The 22,868-nt window shown below is 43.3% G+C and carries 19 protein-coding genes; 7 read left to right on the top strand and 12 right to left on the bottom strand.

The genetic code is table 11. From position 1 onward, the window contains the following. Positions 1 to 194: hypothetical protein (locus tag H5202_RS23915; protein WP_220493739.1), on the top strand; the 194-nt coding region annotated here is incomplete at its 5' end. Positions 195 to 486: 292 nt separating this feature from the next. On the opposite strand, the gene H5202_RS01810 is transcribed toward H5202_RS23915, so the two are convergent. The 3 genes from H5202_RS01810 to H5202_RS01800 form a co-directional block, all read right to left on the bottom strand. Beyond that, positions 487 to 3,171, bottom strand: a complete 2,685-nt coding sequence (locus tag H5202_RS01810) for a TonB-dependent receptor domain-containing protein (protein ID WP_182770412.1) — start codon at positions 3,169 to 3,171, stop codon at positions 487 to 489. An 84-nt stretch (positions 3,172 to 3,255) separates the two neighbouring features. Beyond that, positions 3,256 to 6,090, bottom strand: a complete 2,835-nt coding sequence (locus H5202_RS01805; RefSeq protein WP_182770409.1) for a hypothetical protein — start codon at positions 6,088 to 6,090, stop codon at positions 3,256 to 3,258. Between the two features lie 217 nt (positions 6,091 to 6,307). After that, positions 6,308 to 6,682, bottom strand: a complete 375-nt coding sequence (locus H5202_RS01800) for a hypothetical protein (RefSeq protein WP_182770407.1) — start codon at positions 6,680 to 6,682, stop codon at positions 6,308 to 6,310. A gap of 325 nt (positions 6,683 to 7,007) precedes the next feature. On the opposite strand from H5202_RS01800, the gene H5202_RS01795 reads away from it, so the two are divergent. Continuing rightward, entirely contained in the window at positions 7,008 to 8,216 is a 1,209-nt protein-coding gene (locus H5202_RS01795; protein ID WP_182770406.1) for a potassium/proton antiporter, read from the top strand. 61 nt (positions 8,217 to 8,277) lie between these two features. On the opposite strand, the gene H5202_RS01790 is transcribed toward H5202_RS01795, so the two are convergent. From H5202_RS01790 to H5202_RS01760, 7 genes are all read right to left on the bottom strand, one after another. Further along, positions 8,278 to 9,495 (bottom strand): M56 family metallopeptidase, encoded by a 1,218-nt coding sequence (locus tag H5202_RS01790; protein ID WP_182770403.1) that lies wholly within the window; start codon positions 9,493 to 9,495, stop codon positions 8,278 to 8,280. After that, positions 9,495 to 9,869, bottom strand: a complete 375-nt coding sequence (locus H5202_RS01785; RefSeq protein WP_101085084.1) for a BlaI/MecI/CopY family transcriptional regulator — start codon at positions 9,867 to 9,869, stop codon at positions 9,495 to 9,497. Before H5202_RS01785 ends, H5202_RS01790 begins: the two co-directional genes overlap by 1 nt. Positions 9,870 to 10,057: 188 nt before the next feature. Further along, entirely contained in the window at positions 10,058 to 13,282 is a 3,225-nt protein-coding gene (locus H5202_RS01780) for an efflux RND transporter permease subunit (RefSeq protein ID WP_182770401.1), read from the bottom strand. A 16-nt stretch (positions 13,283 to 13,298) separates the two neighbouring features. Then, the gene (locus H5202_RS01775; protein WP_259397157.1) at positions 13,299 to 14,573 is read right to left on the bottom strand and encodes an efflux RND transporter periplasmic adaptor subunit; all 1,275 of its coding nucleotides are present in this window, start codon (positions 14,571 to 14,573) and stop codon (positions 13,299 to 13,301) included. Between the two features lie 175 nt (positions 14,574 to 14,748). Beyond that, on the bottom strand, positions 14,749 to 15,159 hold the full coding sequence (locus H5202_RS01770; protein ID WP_182770416.1) for a hypothetical protein: 411 nt from the start codon (positions 15,157 to 15,159) through the stop codon (positions 14,749 to 14,751). A gap of 44 nt (positions 15,160 to 15,203) precedes the next feature. Continuing rightward, positions 15,204 to 15,380 (bottom strand): DUF3012 domain-containing protein, encoded by a 177-nt coding sequence (locus tag H5202_RS01765; RefSeq protein WP_011639007.1) that lies wholly within the window; start codon positions 15,378 to 15,380, stop codon positions 15,204 to 15,206. A gap of 164 nt (positions 15,381 to 15,544) precedes the next feature. Beyond that, positions 15,545 to 15,910, bottom strand: a complete 366-nt coding sequence (locus H5202_RS01760; RefSeq protein WP_101085080.1) for an STAS/SEC14 domain-containing protein — start codon at positions 15,908 to 15,910, stop codon at positions 15,545 to 15,547. A gap of 326 nt (positions 15,911 to 16,236) precedes the next feature. Here H5202_RS01760 and arfB point away from each other — a divergent pair, with 326 nt between their 5' ends. The 4 genes from arfB to H5202_RS01740 all read left to right on the top strand — a co-directional run bounded on the left by arfB (position 16,237) and on the right by H5202_RS01740 (position 18,841). Further along, positions 16,237 to 16,653 carry an alternative ribosome rescue aminoacyl-tRNA hydrolase ArfB gene (arfB, locus tag H5202_RS01755; protein WP_123776674.1) on the top strand — a complete coding sequence of 139 codons (417 nt, stop codon included), beginning with the start codon at positions 16,237 to 16,239 and terminating at the stop codon, positions 16,651 to 16,653. Between the two features lie 224 nt (positions 16,654 to 16,877). After that, a complete protein-coding gene (gene aroQ / locus H5202_RS01750; protein ID WP_011639010.1) occupies positions 16,878 to 17,324 on the top strand; it encodes a type II 3-dehydroquinate dehydratase in 447 nt (148 codons plus the stop codon). A gap of 25 nt (positions 17,325 to 17,349) precedes the next feature. After that, positions 17,350 to 17,742 carry a DUF3859 domain-containing protein gene (locus tag H5202_RS01745; protein ID WP_182770400.1) on the top strand — a complete coding sequence of 131 codons (393 nt, stop codon included), beginning with the start codon at positions 17,350 to 17,352 and terminating at the stop codon, positions 17,740 to 17,742. 91 nt (positions 17,743 to 17,833) lie between these two features. After that, positions 17,834 to 18,841, top strand: coding sequence for a class I SAM-dependent rRNA methyltransferase (locus H5202_RS01740; protein WP_059745752.1), 1,008 nt, complete (start codon positions 17,834 to 17,836; stop codon positions 18,839 to 18,841). A 103-nt stretch (positions 18,842 to 18,944) separates the two neighbouring features. Here the strand turns inward: H5202_RS01740 and H5202_RS01735 are convergent, their stop codons facing one another. After that, positions 18,945 to 20,705 carry an alkaline phosphatase D family protein gene (locus H5202_RS01735; protein WP_182770398.1) on the bottom strand — a complete coding sequence of 587 codons (1,761 nt, stop codon included), beginning with the start codon at positions 20,703 to 20,705 and terminating at the stop codon, positions 18,945 to 18,947. 322 nt (positions 20,706 to 21,027) lie between these two features. Here H5202_RS01735 and H5202_RS01730 point away from each other — a divergent pair, with 322 nt between their 5' ends. After that, positions 21,028 to 21,450 (top strand): organic hydroperoxide resistance protein, encoded by a 423-nt coding sequence (locus H5202_RS01730; RefSeq protein WP_182770396.1) that lies wholly within the window; start codon positions 21,028 to 21,030, stop codon positions 21,448 to 21,450. Between the two features lie 125 nt (positions 21,451 to 21,575). Here the strand turns inward: H5202_RS01730 and H5202_RS01725 are convergent, their stop codons facing one another. Continuing rightward, a complete protein-coding gene (locus H5202_RS01725) occupies positions 21,576 to 22,760 on the bottom strand; it encodes a tetratricopeptide repeat protein (RefSeq protein WP_182770394.1) in 1,185 nt (394 codons plus the stop codon). Positions 22,761 to 22,868 lie beyond the last annotated feature (108 nt).

Here is a 22,868-nt window from a genome sequence, read left to right as displayed (position 1 = left end):
CAGAAGAATGGTATGCACGACTAGAACAGTTCTTACAATCTGATGCCGTCAATAATGATGGTAAGTTAAGAATGGATAACATCATTCAACAAGCTAGATATCTGACCAAGAAAATTGGTGAAGTGATATTTGGGCTGGGCGAGATTACGAACGTTTTACGAACAGACTCAGTATATTTTTCAAACTACATTTGATCATAACTTTTTTCTCTTCATGAATGATTGGAAGTGATTCTATATTGAAATCATTCATTGTGAGTAAAAAGCGCACACTCATGCTGTTGACCTGCTCTTTTGGATGTATATAAGCGCATTACCGGCATAAATTTCATAATATGCTTAAACAAAAAAGGCCACTTTCTTTGTTCCGAAGAAAGTGGCCATGCACATTTTTAGCGATTGAAATGATGAGTAAAAACCGCTAAAAACAAGTACTCTTTTAAACGTGACTCTTGAGCGTGACGATTACATATGGCTATTAAACCTATTAATACTCATAGCTAAACTGCAAGGTGAACTCTGTGCCAGGGTCTTTGGCGTACACTTGCAGATCTTGCTGTTCGTATTCAGTGGTTTCACCTAAGATATTTTTCGCTTTTACTTTTACCGTAACGCTATCTGTCGGGAAGAAACTATACGTAAAATCAAGGCTATGGAATGGCTTTTCTAAAACATCGTCTAAACCACCACGGCCACCGTAAGCAATACGTTCACCAAACACGTTATACACCAATGTGGCACTGTGATAACTGTCTGACGAGTCGTAACTTAACTGCAAGTTAGCCACCCATTGTGAATGCCCAGTCATACGACGGGTTTTATTGGTTGGGTCAATTTCGCCGTTAGCAGCAATATCGATTTCTGAGTCGCCAAGGGTTAAGTTACCCGCAACAAAGAAGTCTTCCCAAATACTGCCATCGCTACCCAAAAACTCAAGCTCTTGTAAGAACTCGGTTTCAAGGCCGTACACATAGCCCGACTGCGCGTTATAAAACTTTAGCTGACGCCCAGCTTCTGAAATACGTTGAATAGGTTCAATCGGTGCGTCTACATCTTTATAGAATGCGCCCATGCTGAAATTATTGCCTGAATCAGAATAGTATTCCCAACGTAAATCTAGGTTAAGAATGTCTGAACTCTTTAACTCTGGGTTACCAAAGAAGTCAAAACCAGTAACCGGGTCTTGGAATCGAACCGGTGACACTTCACGTAGATCTGGTCGTACAATGGTTTTACTCGCGCCAAAACGCCATTGGGTGGTGTCGGTTTGCTTCCAGGTTAATGACAACGATGGGAACCAACCGTCTTCTGCTATCACGTAGTCAGATAACTGATAACGGCCACCTTCATCTGATATTTCACCATCAGGGTCGATAGGCAAAGTGACGCGACGAAAATCTTCATAACGAATACCAGCATAGACCCGCCAAACATCGTCAAAGTCGATGTCCATGCTCACAAACGCAGCGTCGTTTTTCTCGGCGGCAATGTAGTCTTCTGTGTCGGTTGATGCGTCTTTAAGCTCTAGCCCTAAGGTGTTGTCGGTGATGTTTTCATCAGAAAAAATCTCATTAAAATCACCGGATAAAATAGCGCCATTGGCATCGGTTGGACTTAAATCAACATCAAAACCTAAGCGAGTTGCATAGCTTTCGCGAGTCCGCTCAAAGTATTCATAGCCGGTAGTCAGTTTAACCACTGCACCGTCTAGATTAATGGGGTACATAAAGTCCCAACCATAGTTTTGGCTGTCATCTTCTAGGCGACTATAAACATACTTGGGTGCATCTTGAGTATTGAGATTACGTGATAATAATTGATTGCTCTCATCTAAAATCACGTTGTAGGTATACGACACTTCATTCGGGGCATAACGCTCAGAGCGTGCATCAGAAAACTTCCAATTAAATTCAGAGTCATTCAAATATTCAACAAAATGATGCCCTTTAATTTGGTTACTGATAAGCGAACGTTCTTCGTAATCAATGGCGTAAACTTGCAGTGCATTTGGTTCGCCCAAGGTATCGATGGTTTCTTCAATCCCCATAGACACGTCATCAGAAGTGTCTTGCAGGTAAGTAGTGAAGGTTTCGATTTTATGGTTGTAGCCAATCTCTAAGCCTAAGTTAAGCATGCCAGACACTTGGACTATTGAGTCTGTACCGACGATGTCTTTCTGGTTTTCAACTTGTACTTGGCTGCTATCACCATCAAGCTCAACTTCACGTTTAGTGTAGTTTTCAGCTTGTTTCTTGTAAGACACGGCTGACAATGCACCAAAGATAATATCGTCGGTAATATCCCAACGATCACCAATGGCGATATCGCCGCGCATTGCAGGGTCTGTACTTTGGCTGCGCACCGTCATATCGCGATACATGTCTAGTGCCAATTCGCGGTTAACTTGTTGTGCTGCAGGGTAATTTATAGCGCCATTAGAATTGCTCACGATATCAATCGGGCTAATTCCACCATATTGATTAATGGTGTTATTAATGTTGCTTGGCATGCTGCGAGTGCCATCGTCTTGGCCAGTCCAATCATCGCCACCACCGTTGTAGGTGTAGCTGTCATTTGAGTCATTGGTGTTATAACGGCCGCCAACACTTGCCTTAAAGAAGAAATCGGCCGGAATTGATTTAGTGCGAATATCAACATGCCCGCCACCAAATGCGGCAGGAGAATTGGCTGAGGCAGACTTTTGCACCGATAACGATTCAATGATCGATGCAGGGAACATATCTAAAGGCACTACGTTACGGGTTGGGTCTGGCGATGGCACTGTCGCGCCATTCAGTGAGGTACTTGAATAACGCTCACCTAAGCCACGAACATAAATGAATTTGCCATCTTTTAAGGTTAAACCTGTCACACGACGAAGCGCTGCGGCTGCATCACCGTCACCGGTTCTTGAAATTTGTTCTGAGCCCATAATATCGGCTACAGCAATTTGTTCACGACGTTCTTCAGTTGCTTCTGATGCAGAGCTACGTAGACGCCCGGTAACTGAAATTACTTCGATTGGTTCAATTGGAATCACTTCACCAGGATCACGAACAGGCGCTGGTTCTTGCGAGTATACGGGGGTAGCTGTTAAAAGTGTCGCCGCAGAAATCACAGAGATAATGGCAAGGCTTAACTTATTAACGGTAAAACTCGGCTTGGTTTTCATACTTAACTATCCTGTATGCGGTTCAGAGATAGCCGCCCTTGCGGGCGGCTATTAATAGGTCACAAATTAACGTTATCGAGGTGATTACTGTGGAAAGTAAGCCCAACCTTGACGCCAGTCATTCTGGCCATCGAATGCACCAATAAAGTTGGTTGATTCGAAGAAGCTATCATCTGTGCTTAAGTCTTTACCTTTGCCAAGTAGCGTTGTATCTGTAGCTGCTGGCATACCGTCAGTGATAGTCACTGCAGCTGTTGAGTTACCTTCTTGGCCCATGAACCAGGTTTCAACATTCACAGCGTCTGCTGTTGCGGCATTATCAGAGCTGTACTTAAAGGGCTCGTTACAGTCGATAATTGAATGAGACATAGTTAAAGTGCTGTTGTTTACGTTGTCGACTAAACCAGCGTAAGAGCCATCTAACTCTAAACATTCGCCAGACTCAGTATCAGCAGTGCTGCCTTTACGACCTTGAACTAACACGTTGTATAACTCACCAGCAGTAGCAACACGTAACAAGATACCTTCACCTTTATCGCCACTTGCGTTAGCAATATCTGTACCCGGTAAAATAGTGAAGTTAGCTAATTTAGGCGCTGACACCGGAGTATCCGTAGCACCTTTATGGCTATCACCTTCGATACCACGGTTTGCATTACCGTCTTCGTGAGTGATATACACAAACTGCGCTTTACCTGTCCAACCGTTAGTCCAGTCTAAGCTGTCATCGAAGTTGGCTGTTAAGTACACATATTTCAAGTTAACTGCACCACCCCAAAACTCAACACCGTCGTCGCCGTTAGCGTGAATTTGAATATGGTCTACTTGAGTTCCGCTGCCCACTGCCGCAAATGAGATACCGTTCATTTCTTGAGTATCATTCACTTTAAAGCCAGCATACTTAATCACTACGTAGCTGATTTGACCGCTGTTATCAGCGTTGTTGTTACCACCGTATGGAAAGTCACCGACTTCAAACGACGCTGAACAAGCATTATGATCAGGACATGTGTTGGTTAAACCATTACCTAGAATAACCAAACCACCCCATTGACCACGTTCGCCACTTGCACCCGCAATCACATCTTCTTCAGAGGTCATTTCAATTGGGTGAGTTGCACTACCTTGAGCAATAATTTTTGAGCCACGACTCACCGCGATAAAACTGTTAGATGTCGCGAATAGCTTAGTACCCGCTTGAATGGCTAATGTTGCAGGTGTTGTGTTATCACCACCCACGACTACTGCTCCGCCATCAATTTTGTACATTACGTTTTGGCCAGCGAGAAGCGTCGTGTTGCTTAAGACATTGCCTTCAAGGGTACAAATTAACGTAATTGATGCGTCTTTGTATAAACCTGTTGCCGCAGCTGAAGCTGTTGTGCCTACAGGACAAGACGTCATTACTGGTAGTTCTGTTGGCGTAGCCACTACATCATCATGAATGGCTGTTGTCCAACCTGTGGTCCAATCATTGGTACCATCAAATGCGCCGATATAGTCAGCATCAACTAAACGAGCATCTAAATTGCTTAAACTCACTTTACCGCCAGTAAGTGCAACAGATGAAGAGTTTGGCATGTAATCTGTTAAATCAGCCGCACCAACAAGGTTACCTTCTTGACCGTTAAACCATGCTTCAACGTCTAGTGTTAGCGTGTTACCCGCTGCCGCATCTGCCTTGGCATTTTTGAACGGTTCAACACAGTCAATTAAGCTGTTTTGCATCGTCAATTCAGCAGTGTTGGCGTTGTTAACGGTATTGTCATCGTTAACTTCTAAACATTCGCCAGAATCAACGTCACCTTTAACAAGAATGTTATAGGTATTCACGCCAGTGCCTTTACGGAATAAAATACCTTCCGCATCGTCACCGCCGCTGTTGGTGCCGTTTGCAACCTGAATAGTAAAGTTAGCTAACACTGGTTTTGACATAGGTACAGCACTTGCGTCACTGTTACTGTCGGCTTCAACACCACGGTTAGAAGCATTGTCAGCTTGACGAATATAAACGTGCTGCGCGCTACCTTGCCAACCGTTAGTCCAATCAAACGAGTCATCAAAGTTTTCTGTCAGTACGATATTTGATACTGAAACATTACCGCCCCAGAATTCAAAACCGTCATCGTTATTCATGTGAACTTGTACGTGGTCAACTTCAGTACCCGCACCCACACCGGCAAAACTAATGCCGTTCATTTCTTGGGTGTCATTGATTTTGAAACCACCAAACTCAACGCGTACATACTTGATTGAACCTGAATTGTCTTCGGTGTCATTACCACCGTAGCTGTGGTTACCCACTTCAAAAGACGCTGAACAATTAGTTAAATCTGGGCAGGTGTTTACAGGCGCATTACCCAGTAACACTAAACCACCCCACTGACCCGCTTTACCTTCTTGGCCTAAAGCCGTTTCAACAGACGTAAATACGATAGGGGCAGTTGCCGTACCATCAGCCATAATTTTAGAACCACGGCTAACCACTAAATAAGAATCGCTGCCACCTAAAATTTTGGTGCCAGGTAATATCGATAACTCAACTGAATTGGCATTATCACCACCAGCGATCACTGCGCCATCAAGATGCCATACCACGTCATTACCCAACACAATCTTGTCGCCATCTTGGCCACCGGTGGTAATTGTTGATGCTGCTGTTGAAGGGGCTAATGTACCTTTTAATACCCAAACTTCTTTACCATCTACGGCCGTCATTGTGGTGCTTTTAGTTGCAAAGCCACTGTATGATTTTTCTTGAGCTGTCTGAGTGGGTGTAGTTGGAGTTGTTGGCGTAGTCGGTGTAACAGTATCGCTACCAGTATTGATATTAATATCACCACCACAACCAGCGAGCCCTAATGTTGCAGCAAGGGCTGTAGAAAGTGCAGTGAGTTTAAAAATATTTTTCAGTTCCATTATCATCTCCGAAGGCGGATATAAGCGTGTGAGTAAATCGGCTGGATGACAAGCTAACCTGCGAAAATGACAAAAAGACTGCGTAAACATGACACTCACATTTCATTAACATTACAGAAATATGCAAGTCCAATGGCTATGCAGCTTAGGAGGATATTTGAATGGCATAAATTTTTAACAAAAAAAGCGAAAATATAACGTTTTAGGTCCAATCAACTTAATAATAGCTAACATAAACGGTCCACAAACCAAAAATAATGGCACACAATCCCGCGGGCCTAAATGCTTTAACGCAATATGAGGCAGACCATAAAGCAAACTTTTTGTGGTGTTTTTCAGTCATAAAAACAAGGAAAACGGCAATAATAAACAACAAATTACCTATCACTTCAAACACTAATGGCGATGAAGTGTTATGCGCGTCTAACAGTAAGACAGTCCCGAGGACTAACCGCGATATAATTTCAGCATAATGGAAATAACGTTGGTAGCTAAAACGGACAATTTGGTCAGCAAATCGTGTAGGAGCCAACAGCATGAACAGGCCAAAACTAAACGTAATTACGCCCCACACACTAATGAATATTGCCATGTTGACTCCGATTTACACTGTCTACGTTAATATTAACACCTCACTTATGAGGTCAATATGTTAACTAAAAATGTCGCATCCACTATCAACAAGATGATTAAGCAAGATAACTAAGCAAGATAACTAAGCAAGATGTGTTAACAAAAAGGTTATTGCGAGAGGCTATTAATTACACCTATATAGTTTAATCAATAAACGGCAGCGACAATAATCAACCAGATACTGAAGATAAAAAATATTAATAAATGCTCATGAAATAAGTTTAGACGATTTTAGTGTTAAAATAGCCATTTGATACAATCTTCCCACGCAAGGAGTTGCCCATATGCCACCTGATATTATTATTTTAGGGATCTCCATACTTATTGCGATTGGCATTTTACTCCATCACCCTTCTAAAACATTAGGCTTACCGTCGTTATTGATCTTTATGGGTGTCGGCTTGGCATTTGGCAATGGTGAATTTGGTTTTGTATACGACGACCTGCAACTTACTTCAGTGATTGGCACCTTAGCATTAAACACCATAGTATTTGTGGGTGGCCTCAATACCCCAATGAAACACATTAAGTTTTCTTGGAAAGAAGGTGGCATGTTATCCACTGTGGGGGTGATATTCACTACCATTATTTTTGGCTTTATATTGAATGCATTACTCGACTTTAACCTCATTACTTGCATGTTGTTTGCCGCAGTGGTGTCGTCTACCGATGCGGCGGCCGTATTCTCTATTTTAGAGTCGAAAAAACTTAAATTAAAACACGGTACTGGCACTATTTTAGAATTCGAATCGGCTACCAATGACCCTGTAGCCTTACTAATGGTGGTGATGTTAACCGACTTTATTATCAATAGTGCCAACGGCGCACCCACAGCACTTTCAGTGTTATCGAGTCTCGGCCAGCAAATTGGTGTTGGGGCTGTCGTTGGGTTAATAATGGGTAAATTAGCCGTTTGGGCACTTAATAACATTAAACTGCCTGAATTTGGACTTATCCCCGTTTTTATTTTGGCCAGCTTTGCCATTACAGTATCAAGTACCGAAATCTTAGGGGGGAACGAGCTTATTGCGGTTTATATTGCTGGGGTGATCATCGGCAACTATTTAAAGAAGGGCGCCGAAGTCAGTAAGCATTTCTTTAATGGTATATCGTGGTTAGCGCAGTCATTAATGTTCATCATTTTAGGCTTACAGATATTCCCGCAACAATTAATGCCTGTGTTCATAGCCTCATTGCTACCGGCTATATTGCTTATTGTCGTCGCGCGCCCACTGGCTGTGCAGCTGTGTTACTTACCATTTAAACAAGCTAATTGGCGCAAACGCTTGTTTGTTTCTATGATCGGATTAAAAGGTGCTACGCCAATTGTTTTCGCGCTTATTCCCGCTGCAGCAGGAGTAGAGGGGTCGCGTGAAATGATCCACATGGTGTTTTTCATTGTACTGATGTCGGTCATTGTCCAAGGCGCCGCTATCGAGCCGCTCGCCAATAAACTAGGGCTAAAACTGCAGCCCAAAAAGCCAGATCTATAAAAATGATTCAATGCCTCATAGCAATGAGGCATTGAATCATTTTCAGTATCTTTGTTATTAGTTATTTTACCGTGATTCTTTCAACTGATTTATCAGGCTGATGGATCACATAGTCTAACTGTACTTGTAGGTCTTTAAACCCAGTTGCAGAGGGTTGATACTTCCATTGTTCAAGTGCCTCAACAGCCGATGCATCAAACACTTGTTTCGGCGACGACTTGGTCACTCTAACATTGCTCACACTGCCATTTTGACTGATATCAAATGACATTTGCACATAGCCATTAAGCCCTTCTTTAGCGGCATCAATTGGATAGCTAGGCTCAATTCTTATCACAGGCATCGCCATAGCATCGGCTTTATTTTCAACGCTAAGATTATTACCTGCAAATACCTGCTGATTAAACATAAAGGCACCAACACCAATAGCAAATGTCATTCCAATCAATGCTAAGGTGCTTTTTCCATGTTGCTTTTTCATCTGTAAGATCCTCTCTTTTAAGATGGTTTTATCCCCATAATGGGTGTGTAACATGCTCAAAGGTGCATGTTGTGAATAGGCCAATAGTGTTCTGCTATAGGCAATTTTAGCTTGGGCTTTCATGCTGGCAGTTACCTGCGCATCGCATGACAATTCTTGATCTTGTCTAAAACGGCGATAGCTCAACCACATCAACGGATTGAACCAAAACAATACGGTTAATCCATAAGCCAGGGCATTTGCCCATAAATCACCACGTTGATAGTGATAAATCTCATGCTGAATAATGGCTTGCTGCTGGCTTTCTTCCAGTAAAGTAAAGCTTGTTGGCACCAAAATACTGGGGGTAATAAACCCTGCGAGCATAGGTGATTCAATATCTGGATGGGCTAATACGTTAAGCTTTACAGAAGTAATATCTAGCTGACGTCCACGCTGGATTAACCGTTGCAGGTAGCTGTATTCCATCACGATATTCGCGACTAATAACGTGATAACGATACCGTAGAGATAAGGCAGGTATAACAGGTCAAGTAAGCCTGCCGACAGCGCAGCGGTATCGCTAGCAAACACATAATACTGCTGGATGATTGAGGCTGCGTTATTGCTACCAAACCAGCTAAAGTGGTGTGGTAATATTATTTGCAGTAAATCTGCAAAGATTAAGAGTGGCACGGATATCCATATAAAATAGGTATAGTGCGCCCCAAATTTAGACAATATAAACCGGTGCATTACCAGTAAAGCCAAACACACCACGCTCAATGAGATGGTTTGTTCCATAAACCAATTGATCATCACTTTTGTTCCTTTTGCCAATCATCAAGTAAGGTTTGCAGTTCGGCGACATCTTCTGCCGACAGCTTGTTCTTTTGTGCAAAACCGGCAACCAATGGGGTTAACTTGCCAGCAAACATGCGGTCTACAAAAGAAAGCGATTCTTTAACGGTATAGTCCTGCTCAGCAATTAAAGGTGAGTAATGGTAAACCCGACCTTGTTTTTCAAAACTGACGGCTTGCTTTTTGACTAAACGATTAAGCAAAGTTTTAACCGTTTTTTCATGCATGTCATGGCTTTGCTCTAATGCATCAACCACTTCACTCGAGGTCAATGGCGACTGCTGCCAAAGCTGCTGCAACACGACTAATTCACTATTGCTGATTTCTTTCATGCGATACCGCTCATTTGTTGTTAGAACTTATTAGATTATAAATGGATTACAGATGTAATCTGTCTATTTAAATTACAACTGTAATCTTAAATAAGCAAGGTTTATTTTCGAGCGATTTACGAATAAAAATGAAAAAGCCTAATCAGATAATTAGGCTTAAAATTGAAATGTTATTTAGCTAATTGGCTTTATCTCGATGATAACTTATCTCGATACAACCACTGATAAACCGTCGGTAAAACCAGTAAAGTCAAAGCAGTTGAGCTAAACAAGCCGCCAATGATCACCACCGCTAGTGGTTGTTGAATTTCACTGCCCACGCCAGATGATAACAAGATAGGGATCAGCCCCAATGCAGAGGTGAGTGCTGTCATTAACACCGGACGTAACCGCCCTACCGTGCCTTGATAAACACTGTCGTACAGGCTTTCATCTGCTGATTGTCTGCGCTGGTTAATCGAGTCCACCAGCACTACACCATTTAATACAGCAACACCAAACAAGGTGATAAAGCCGATTGAACTGGGCACCGACAAATAGGTGCCGGTGGCATATAAAGCCACTACGCCGCCGATTAATGCCAATGGTACGTTAGCCATAATCAATGCCACTTGTTTGAGTGAACCAAACGAGAAATACAACAATAAGCCAATAAGTGCGATAGAAATGGGCACCACCAACATTAGCTTTTGTTGCGCCCGTTGCTGGTTTTCATATTGGCCGCCCACCACAACCGTATAGCCCGCAGGTAAGTCTGCTTGCGGCACAATGGCATAAATATCGTTGACCACTGAACCCATGTCACGCCCCGATACATTAGCTTGCACCACTACTCGGCGCTGTACATCGTCACGACGAATATTCGGCGGTGCCATTTCAATCACCACATCAGCGAGATCGCCCAAGCGTACAATCGCGCCATTAGCACCACTGAGTAGCAAGTCTTCAATCGCATCTGGCGCATTACGATATTGCGCTGCTAATCGTAGATTAATGTCATAACGGGCGTTACCATCAATCACTTGGCCTGCACTGGCACCACCAATACCTTGAGTGACTAAACTCATGACTTCATCGACGCTAATACCATAGCGAGCAAGGACTTCACGTTTAGGTCGAACCACTAACTGGGCTTCACCGCTGACTTGCTCTAGCGACACATCAACCGCCCCAGGAATGGCAGCGACTAAATCGGTTAACACCTGACCTTTTTCCGACAAGATGCTCAAATCTGGACCAAATATCTTAATCGCTAACTGCGCTTTAACGCCCGATAACAACTCATCGACTCGAGTAGCAATCGGTTGTGAGAAGGTTAACAATAATCCTGGGAATATCGCTAGCCGTTGCTCCATCAAACGCTGTAGCTCAAAGCGATCGCTTGCCGATGTCCATTGCGCTATTGGTTTAAGGCCAATATATATTTCAATATTACTCACAGGTTCAGGGTCGCCGCCAAGTTCGGGAGCCCCTATTCGACTTAACGCATATTCCACCTCGGGAAACTCAAGCAGCATGGCTTCAATTTTAGGCGCGACGTTAACCGAAGTGGCCAAACTGGCTGTAGGCGCCAGTGTCACCCGTAAGTTGATGGTGCCCTCTTCTAATTCAGGCACAAATTCAGTGCCCAACTTTGGCAATAACAGCATGCTTGCAGCAAACAAAACAACTGCCGCTAACATCACTGATTTAGGGCTTGATAGCACCAGTGTCAGTACTCGTCGATAGACTGCGTCAATGGGTGCCAACACCTTGCTTTGACGTACCACAATACCGCGTTTAAATAGAAACACCGCCAATGCAGGCACCGCAAATAACGCCACTACTAATGCCGCCATCATGGCGAGAATAATGCTCACTGCCATGGGTTGAAATAATTTACCCTCTACACCTTCTAGGGCAAATAACGGCATAAATACTACGATGATAATCGCTGTTGCAAAGAAGATAGGACTGCACACTTCTTTTGCCGCCAGAATGATCCTAATCGCCATGCTTTGGGTTTGTGAATCAGATTCGCTATCAACATCAACATCACTATCACTATCACTATCACTATCAAAATGAACATCAGCAGATTGGTTGGCGCCAGTTTGGCCGCTAACATGTTTAAAGATGTTTTCGACCATCACCACTGAACCATCAACTAGCATACCGATCGCAACAGCAAGACCACCTAAAGACATTAAGTTAGCTGACATGCCGTAATAAGACATGATCAATAACGCGATCCCGATCGACACTGGGATCGACAGTAATACCAACAATGTCGCCCGTATATTGACCAGAAATAACGCCAAAATAATCACGATAAATCCAAAGGCCATCAATAGCGCTTCAACCACAGTCGTGACCGCTTTATCGACTAAATCCGCTTGGTCGTAAAACACCTCAAATGACACTCCTTTTGGCAAGGATTGCTCAATTAAACTAATACGTGAATTGATGTCATCAATAGTGGCTTTGGTATTGGCGCCCATGCGTTTAAGCACAACGCCAGCAACCACTTCACCCAGCGCTTGTACATCGGACGACGAGCCATTAGCCGCTGCTTGCCTGCGCGACATGGTCACTGCACCGACTCTTATTTCGCTACCAAAAGCCACATTAGCAATGTCGGCCACTCGTATTGGCGTGCCATTGATTTCGGTTAACGGAATGTCGGCAATGGCCTGTAAACCTGCGTCGCCAGCGGGCAACAAACCATAACCACGAACCACTAATTGCTCCTGGCCTTGGTCCATAAACCAACCACCAGCATTACGGTTATTACTTTCCAATGCTTGGCTAACTTGGGTCAGCGACAAGCCATAACTGCGCAGTTTATTAGGGTCAACTTGCACTTGGTATTGCAACACTTCGCCGCCAAATGAAAGCACTTCAGTCACGCCACTCACAGGCATTAATATCAGCTTCACTAAATAGTCATTTAAGCTACGCAGCTCAGATGCGCTGATATTGGTTTCGGGCTCGGCCCGTAAAATGTATTGATAAATTTGCCCTAAACCTGAAGTGTTTGGGCCGATTTCAGGGGTGCCAACACCCGCAGGAATCGACTCTTTTGCAGCTTGCAGTTGTTCAAACACTTGCTGACGAGCAAAATAAATATCAGTACCTTCGGCAAACACCACGGTCACTAACGATAAGCCAGTACGTGATAATGAACGCACCTCGGTCACCGCCGGTAATGCATACATTGCCGATTCGACAGGATAGCTAATCAGCTTCTCGACCTCTTCTGCCGCCAAACCTTCCGCTTCAGTATTAATGGTCACCTGCACATTGGTGACATCCGGAAACGCATCTAAATTTAGTTTTGGTAACATGAATACCGATGCCACCACAGTGGCCAGTAATCCAAGTAACACCAATAACCGCTTTTCAACGGCAATCTCAATTAATTTATATAACATTATGATGCCTTAGCGCTTAGTGGTTATGGATATCAAAGCCAGATTTTGCTTGCTCAGATGCTAAGAAAAAAGCACCAGATACAACAACGCGAGTTTGTGGTACTAAACCACGAATAAAACTCAGTCCGCGTTGACGCTCCACCACAGAAACCTCTACTGCACTAAATCCACCGTCTTGCTCTATGAACACCTGCCAATCACCGTCACCACTGCGTGTTAGCGCTGCATCTGGCACAATAAATCCAAGCGGCTCAGCCCCTTGATTTGCTGCTAGGTATAATTCGGCAAACTCGCCAGCATGTAAGTCATGACCTGGATTTGCCATCCGCACCAACACTTGCTCAGTGCGGGTTTGCGAGTTAATTTCATGCGAACGCCCAATAATGACACCATCTCGAGTACGGCTTCCTACTCGCACCAAAACATCGGTGCCCATATTGACTTGATCTGCTTGTAATGGCGTCAGTTCAGCCTCTACCCACAAATACGATTCATCGGTTAGTTGCATCAAAGGTGTGCCCGCGGTTAGCACTTGTCCTACTGTGGCAACATCTTGCTGAACACGGCCATTTATAGGAGCCAACAACTGAAACTGACCAATTGAACCAGGCGACGTTGCTAGCTCGGCTATCTGTTGTTTGGACATCATTACCGACTGTAAAATGGCACGTTTAAGCTCTGCATTGACCTCAGTTTGCATCCGCTGACTGGCACTAATCGTTCCTTTGCTCATGCGCTTTATGCGATCCCACTCCGTTGCTGCATTAACGTAATCAGCTTGCGCCGCAGCAATATCCGCCCCACCGATAGTCAATAATGGTTGGCCTTTTTGCACCTGTTGCCCTGGCACCACATGGCGCTTAAGCACCTGCATATCTAATTGCGGCGCTATGGTAATGGTTTTGTCTTTATCAACAACCAGCTGAGCTGTAGCGACTGCCTGTAAATTAAACGCAGTCGCACTTAACTCAGCCACTTCCACTCCCGCCAGCTGGCGCTGCTCTGCACTTAAGGTTAACAACGACTCTAGATGAGCGGCCTCTGTTGATTCACTGCTGGCTTGCACAGCCGAACTAGACAGTGCAAATAATGATAGCAATAGCGCTACACTGAACAATAATGCTCGCGAAACGCTGGAGTTAGTGCGGTCATATTGCCGAATGCTTGACGGAGAGATGAGCTGAGTGCATGGCGCAACATTTAACGGAGCACGACTCACAAAATGACTCAACATAGCGTTGGCATTCAACGCTGCCAATAAAGGTCGTACTTGGACTGATTTGGTTTTCATGGTTAATCCTAAAAACAATCTAGACCGTCGACAATAAATATCAACGGAAATAGGCTTAGCCACCGTCATTACAAGCGAGATATCACGCCATAATGGAATGCAAAAAAGCATTCATTAGCACAATAACAGCGAATATAGAGGTGAAGCTAAACAGTACAAACGTGTTTTAAAGGAATTAAACGATGGGAGGACGATAAGTAGGGAAAGACTCAGGAGGTAAATAGTTCAGCTTAGTGTCTGCATAAAGGTCATGAAAATGGTCACTAGCTATATTCTCGTTAAGATTAGCAAGTGCCACATGACCACCATGACACTGACAATCTAAACACACATCAACTTGCTCAATATCGGTAATATTGTCAGCGTGCTGATGGTCATCATTAACCGAGTGCAGCAATGAACCATTGAGTGCACAAGCACAATCGACACACTCGGCGATGCTTATCACTTCGGTAGTGAACTGAAGATGCGGGTGGTTATTTTGCTCTTCGTTGCTGTTGCCCACGTGTAATTGATGCGCACCTAAATTGGCACCCACAAATTGCAGTAGCACTAAAGCAATCAATAATTTGGCTATATTAGCCATAAAGGGCAAAACGGAATAACTCAACCACCCACTCCTAAACGATATTATTTAAATACGCAGTGTTTAGCGTAATCAGCTGCTTCATTGGCAGTCCAATCACCACTTTCTTTTTCTTTCATTTGCTTACACCAAGCTTCACTGCCCACTTCTGGAGCACATGCCGTTAAGCTAAGGGTTAACAATAACGCACTTGATACAGCAAACAACTTTGACAATGACATAAGCTATCCTTTTCTAAAGTAATAAAATCAATACTAGGGTCTGTTGACCTTTCTAGATGAATTTTGCAGTAGTTTGTGACAATTAGCTACAAGGCAAAACTTATGATGTACCGTAGTTCGATACAAACAAGCGATAACCGAGCAAAAAACAGCCAAAAATGACCCTAGCGCAGAGATCGTTTGGCAATCCAAGTAATGGCTTCTTGTTTACGCTCTAATGGAAACCATGCAACTTCGCCCTGCATAAAGGGTCCCATCAGCCGAACAGAATTACCCACCCAATCTGGGCCGCCCACAAACACTAACGCATCAAATGCAGGTAGCTGAACTTCTCCACTACCCGTTAATGAGCCAAACTCCCAGCCTTCCAACAGCACATCAGCTTCAATATAAAGACACACTTGATTCCAGTCTTTACGATAACTCTTAATGGCGGGCTGTAAACGGGTACGGTAATCTTGTGCCGATAAACGGCCACTGACAAATAAGCTGATGACACCTTTAGTGATATCGGGGATTTGGCATAACATAACGGCAACTCCGGCCCTCTAACTAGGCCATAGAACAGACTTTATACGGTGATGTTATCGTGTAAAGCGACAATGACGGATATGATAGCAAAACTATTCTAGTTATTTCATTAAATATGTCATAACTCTGAGGCCTGTCAGGCTTTTTAGTTCGATACCCTTGCTAAGGCTAAACCACTTCTTGCCATACATGTCACTGCAGACAACCCTGAAAAGTTTCCCAGATTGCGGTAGAATGTAACCACAGCACATAAACATGCCGCGTTAAAAACAATAAGCAGCGTTACAAGTTTATGACCGTTAATTAAGGGGAACACGACAACAGAATGATACAAATAACTCAGCGCGTCATATTGCAAGATAACGAAATTGAATGGCAGTTTGTCCGTTCAAGTGGTGCGGGTGGCCAGCACATCAATAAAGTATCAACAGCAGCGCAACTCAGCTTTGATATTGCCTCATCTTCTTTGCCCGAGTTCTACCAACAAAAGTTGCTTGAAAAAGCCGATCACCGGATTACCAAAAGTGGCAAAGTGATTATAAAATGTCAGCAATCACGCAGCCAAGACTTTAACCGCCAAACCGCACTGGAACAATTTATTGAACTGGTAAGAAGCGTCGGCATAGTACAAAAAGCACGTATACCAACCAAGGCGACAAAAGGCAGCCAAAAGCGACGCATTGAAACCAAAAAACAACGCGGTGCCACTAAAGCAATGCGCCAAAATAAATCTGACTTCTAGCGTATTATGGAAAAATCACTAGCGAATTCTTGGCAAGTCATTAGCAAATCACTAGCAAATTATTAGCAACAAAGTGAATCCGCCATCACTCAATGGCTAAGGTCTTACCCTAGTTGAGCATTTTTTGGTTTACCTGATAACCGTCTTCGGTAAGAATGCTTGTTGAACCCTCTTTTGTGCTGCATATTAAGCCGACTTACCTTGCGATTTTTATAGGAACCATCATGAGCCAAACAGCAAAAGTTTTATTGATCAACGGTCCTAATCTCAACCTATTAGGTCGTCGCGAACCCGGACATTATGGTCACCAAACACTCACCACTATTGTGGACGAATTAACTCGAAATGCGACTCAGGCAGGCGTTACGCTTGAACATATTCAGTCCAATGCCGAGTATCAATTGATTGATGCAATTCATGCTACCGACGCTCAATTTATTATTATCAATCCAGCAGCCTTTACGCACACCAGTGTAGCTTTGCGTGATGCCATACTTGGGGTAGCGATTCCGTTTATTGAAGTACATTTATCTAACGTACATGCCCGCGAACCTTTTAGGCACCATTCGTACTTTTCAGATAAAGCCCTAGGAGTAATTTGTGGCCTAGGCGCACAAGGTTATGATTTTGCTCTGCAAGCGGCGATTAAGCACTTGAGCGATAAACACTAAATATCATTCTATAAAGGGATAGCCCTTGAGTAAGTTAAAAGCCGATGTAAGCGTTATTTATAGCGGACTCTTTAGCCAATGGAATAGCGATAGTGATGAATTACCGCGATTTTTAGCGGCAACAGTTCATGTGCCTGCGATTATCGACACCGAATTTGGCTTTATCACGCGCATCAAAAAGGCTAAAAACCAAGTACTCACTTATTGTATTTACCACCCTAACATTACCGATGACGACGGTAATGTTAGCCCACCGTTTGATGGTGAGATATTTATCAAAGAAAATGATTGGCGCTTTTATCTGGGTGATTGCATCTGGGCACCGATCACTAATAAAGTCGGTAATTGGCGCATGACGCTGGAGTTAAATGGCAAAATCATTGCAGACAAAACCTTTAAGGTGCATCTACCAGATTAATTGCGACGCTTAATAGTCTGTACTGCAACTTCACTAAGTTAGAATGTTTGCTATAATCCGCGCCAATAGCCACACCATTTAATGAGCCCTCATGTCCATTCAAGCTGTTTTAGCCGATGCTTTAGCCAAGCGAGCCACTTTTTTTGAGCAAGCTGCCAAAGATAATACTGATTGTTATCGGGTTTTTCACGGTACCGTTGAAGGTGAAAATGGCCTTAACATTGACCGTTACGGCGATGCATGGCTGATTCAAACATTTCACCAAACCTTATCGGCTCAGCAACTTGAAGACATATCAAGCCTACTGACTGCGCACGCGGACTATCATATCGTCTATAACGATCGCTCAGGCAGCCATTCTCGTGTGGTCAATCATGCCGAAAATGAAGCCCAAGACTTCTCGCAATCAGAGCAAGTCATCCATGAAAATGGCATCGCTTTTACCTCCAAGTTGCGCCATGAAGGTCAAGATCCGCTGCTATTTTTAGACATGCGTATTGGGCGTGAATATGTACGCGCTAACAGCCAAGGTAAGAGTGTTCTAAACTTGTTTTCATACACTTGTGGTATTGGTACTGCTGCAGCGATGGGCGGTGCTCGTAAAGTCATGAATGTCGACTTTTCATCATTTGCATTAGCTGCGGGACAAAAAAATGCTGAGCTAAACAATGTCACTGATGTGTGTGAATTTGTTCAAAGTGATGCGTTTCCGGCACTGCGTCAATTAGCGGGTTTGCCTATTGGCGGTCGTCGTAATCAAAAACTGCCTAAATACCCTAAACTGCGTGTGACTCAGTTCGACCTAGTGTTTTTAGACCCGCCACGGTTTGCTAAAAGCGCCTTTGGCATTGTCGACTTAGTCAATGATTACCAAGGTTTATTTAAACCAGCAGTATTAACCACAAAAGTCGGCGGTAAAATTGTCTGTTGTAATAATGTCGCTAAAGTTGATCGCCAAGCATGGTACGACAGCCTAGTCCGTTGCGTAGAAAAGCAAGGCCGTAAAGTCACTGCGACTCAGTGGTTAGATTGCCACCCAGACTTCCCCGCGTTTGATGACAATCATCCGTTAAAAATTGTCGTGCTAACAATAGACTAACGGTAGATTAGTTATATGTTTAATTAAGCGTTATGCCGCTTATATAAATCATTCAGCCACCTTTAAGGTGGCTGAATTGTATCGACTAATTCACATCAGCTGATTACGACACCGGCGTGACTTTAGGGCTACCAGCGGTACTGGTGGCACTGTAACCACGAGCATCTAATTGAACAAATGTCTTATCTAAAATCGTATCAACGTATTGCCAATCACTGCGAACTTCATTTTCAGTAAATGTCAGTAATAAGTAGCCGCGATCCTTTAAATTGGCGTATTTAAGATCGGCGATCAAACCGACTATTGCTGCTTCAGTTGCCGGCATTTCAGCATCAGACAAGCCTAAGTAATACTCAAGACCTGGGGATGACACCGAGCTTGTGGCAAATTCTATTCCGACAATATCGCCACCACTATCGGTTAAATCGTTGGCCCATGCATTATGGGTATCACCGGCAATAACCACCAAGTTATGTTGTAACGACTTTGCTGTCGCTAAAATCACTTCGCGCTCGTAGGCGTAACCATCCCACGCATCTAAGTTGTATGGAATTGCCGGCAGCTGTAGTAATGCAATCACCTCTGGCGTCAGCTTGGCTTGATTCGCTTGTAAGTAAGCTAACTCTTCTGCGGTTAACGTTGGGTCGCCCGCTTGAGCACGGCCCGCTAGCTGCGCTAATCCGGCAAGCTCAGCAAACTGCGGAATACTCATTTGCTGAGTCGCAATAGCAGCAGGCATTAACATTTTGCCCATTAACACCTGTTGACCTAATACTTGCCACTTAGCAGTAGACTGCAACAAAGTTTGTTGTAACCACAATAGTTGAGTCTGGCCTAACAGGGTGCGGTTAGTATCGGTTACATCCGCGAGAAATGTGCTGCTGTTAAATGCACCTGTGGTCGCATCAATATATTGGCTATATTCTAATTGTTTATCGCGAGCCAATACCCGAGTATCGAGCATGTGCAAATCAACCAAGTTACCGTAATTAAAACTTCTGTAAATTTCTTCATGATTACCTTCACTCCATGGACGAATTGGCAGCCATTCAAAGTAAGCTTGTAGTGCGGCTTGTTTGCGTTGATCAAAATCCCCTTCACCATCATTATGGTTTTCGGCACCTTCTTTCCAGGTATCGTTGGCCACTTCATGGTCATCCCACACGGTAATAAACGGTACTTTGGCATGTAGCTTTTGTAAGCTCGCATCACTACGATATTGGCTGTAACGGGTGCGATAGTCGTCTAATAAAAATAATTCACCGGCTGGCAACACTTCACGCCCAAGCTCGGCAGCATGTTCGCTGGCATATTCACCACGAGCATACTCATATAAATAATCGCCTAAGTGCACGACAGCATCCAAATCATTTTGCTGTGCAGCCATTTCATACACATTAAAATAACCAGCAGGAAAGTTAGCGCATGACATTACCGCCAACTTAACAGATGCCACGCTACCTTGAGGTAATGTGCGTGTTTGCCCTATTTCCGATACCGTATCACCGGCCTTAAAGCGATAAAAATACTGCTGCCCAGCTTCAAGCCCGACAGCGTCAACTTTAACGGTATAGTCACGGTTTTGATTTGTTATCGTTTGGCCGTTTGTGACTACTTGACTAAAGTTGCTGTCAGTGGCGACTTCCCATGACACAGTAATATCACCTTCAACATCAGGCGTAACGCGAGTCCATAAAATCACCGCATCTGCAGCAGGGTCGCCACTGGCAACACCTTGTAAAAATTGACCCGATACGACATCGTCATCACTGCTACAGCCCATTAATCCATAAGACACCACTACCGCCCCAGCACCTTTAGCTGACATAGCCAAAAAGTCACGACGAGTTACAAACCGTTTCATAGCCTATCCTTATTTTTTATCGTTCGCATATTATGTGGCGATGCTTAGCACTGCCTAAGAGGTCTAATGAGTGGCTATTGTGAGAGCTAATGATGACAAAAAGGTGACAGAAGAATGACAAGCTAATCAAATTGATACTGAAGCACAACTAAGGTTTACAGCCATTGAATAGTGATTTTTAGACAGTGATTGTTAAATAATAAGACAACAATGAAAATTAAATTGCGCACAATGTAGTTGCAAATTATTTTTGGCTTAGTTATAGTAAACACAATTAGATTGCGCACAACTTAAATTAACTTACTTTTACACGAGGTTTACTATGAAAGCACTATATACCACTTCAGCAACAGCATTAGCAGGCCGTAATGGCCAAGTTTCTACCGACGATAAAAAAGTAGATTTACAATTAAGTTACCCAAAAGAAATGGGTGGCAGTGGTGAGTTTACTAATCCAGAACAGTTATTTTCTGCCGGTTATGCCGCATGTTTTTCTAACGCGATTCTGCATGTAGCCAGCCAAAGTAAAGTCGCTATCAAGGCAGCTCCAACTACAGCAACTGTCGGTATCGGTGCCAATGACAATGGTGGTTTTGCATTAACAGTAGCGCTAGCAGTTGAACTTGTACTCGACCAAGCAGAAGCTGAACAGTTAGTGAAAACAGCCCACCAAGTTTGCCCATATTCAAACGCAGTACGTGGCAACATCGATGTAAAATTAACCGTAAACGGTCAAGCGATTTAAGCTTTTGGTAAACCAGTTTTACTGACTTACAAACAAAAAACCAAGACATCTGTCTTGGTTTTTCTATGTTGATTTCAAAGGCCATCATCGTGGTGAACAACGACTGTTTAATGAACCATCAACACTTAATCAGGCACTTTTTTTAACATATCTAATTTGGCTAAATAGTGCTTTTTACTGTCTGGCATATCAGTGAGTTCAATCGCTTTTTTTAATATTTTCTGAGCCTTTTTTGTATTACCTAGACCCAATTGAGCTCTGGCTAGCGCAAAATAAGCCGGATGGAAATAAGGCGCGTTATCAATAAACTTTTCTAAGAAGATGACGGTGGTTTTATAGTCTTTGAATTCCAATGCCTCAATACCCAAACTGTAGTAGCTGTATGGGTTACTCGACTCAAGCGACAACAAGTATTGGTCGATCTTTTTTGCTTCAGCAGTTCTGCTTTGTAATTCCAGTAATAAGCGGTAATTACTTAATACTGCCAAGGAATTCGGCTTAATATCAAGGGCATATAGGTAGAGTTTTTCGGCTGTCTGTTCGTCACCTAAACGGCGATGAGTAATGGCCATCATATTAATCAAAGCATCATAATCTGGCGCTAGCTTTAGCCCTTGCTCAAGTAAGATAAAAGCAAATTCATACTTTTTTTCTAGCATGGCATCGGCCGCTAAATTACGATAAAACATCGCTAAAAATTTAGATTCTGAGACGATTTCACCGGTGCGATCAAAACGATCTGGAAAATAATCAATCACAGTAGCAATACCGCCACTAAGAAAATGCCCACTCGGTTTTTCATCATACAAAAATGTGCGTACATGGTCTGATGTAACAAGAATATCGGAGGTGATATTGGTCAATATTGGCGCGGCATGAACCACTTGAAATACCGGATATACATTCAATTCTTTTGCGACTGAATAGGTCAGCAATGCTAATGCCATACAATTACCAGACTGATTACTCCATGACTCAGTACTGGTATAATTTTTCCCTTCATAATTGAAATTAGTCATTTTATGGTTAATAAACTCAGACACTTTTAAGCGATTGGGCAGTGCTTTAATGTTATCTCTGGCGATAAACCCAGCTAATTCTTGTCGCTGTATTTCGGAGAGATAAGTCAGGCTGGAAATCTCAGGCACATTTTCGGCAGAAGTGGATTGAATCAAAGCATGATTAAACTGAGGTAAATGGTAAGCGTTTTGGCTATTTTCTGAATTGACAGAGCAAGCGCTAAGTAAAACAGTGAATAGTAATAAGACAAGGTTCGGGTGGCATAAACGATTAACGCTCAGCATAGGCATTGGCAACATTCCGTGTAGTCATTGATTAACTTAATATGAATCAATTAATTCAACATTACAAGGCAACCCAAATAGCCACTACCCATGTTAGAGAGCACCCGTGCCCAC

The organism is Shewanella sp. SG41-4 (assembly GCF_014164505.1).
GTDB lineage: Bacteria > Pseudomonadota > Gammaproteobacteria > Enterobacterales > Shewanellaceae > Shewanella.
This window is presented reverse-complemented; position numbering and strand designations above follow the sequence as displayed.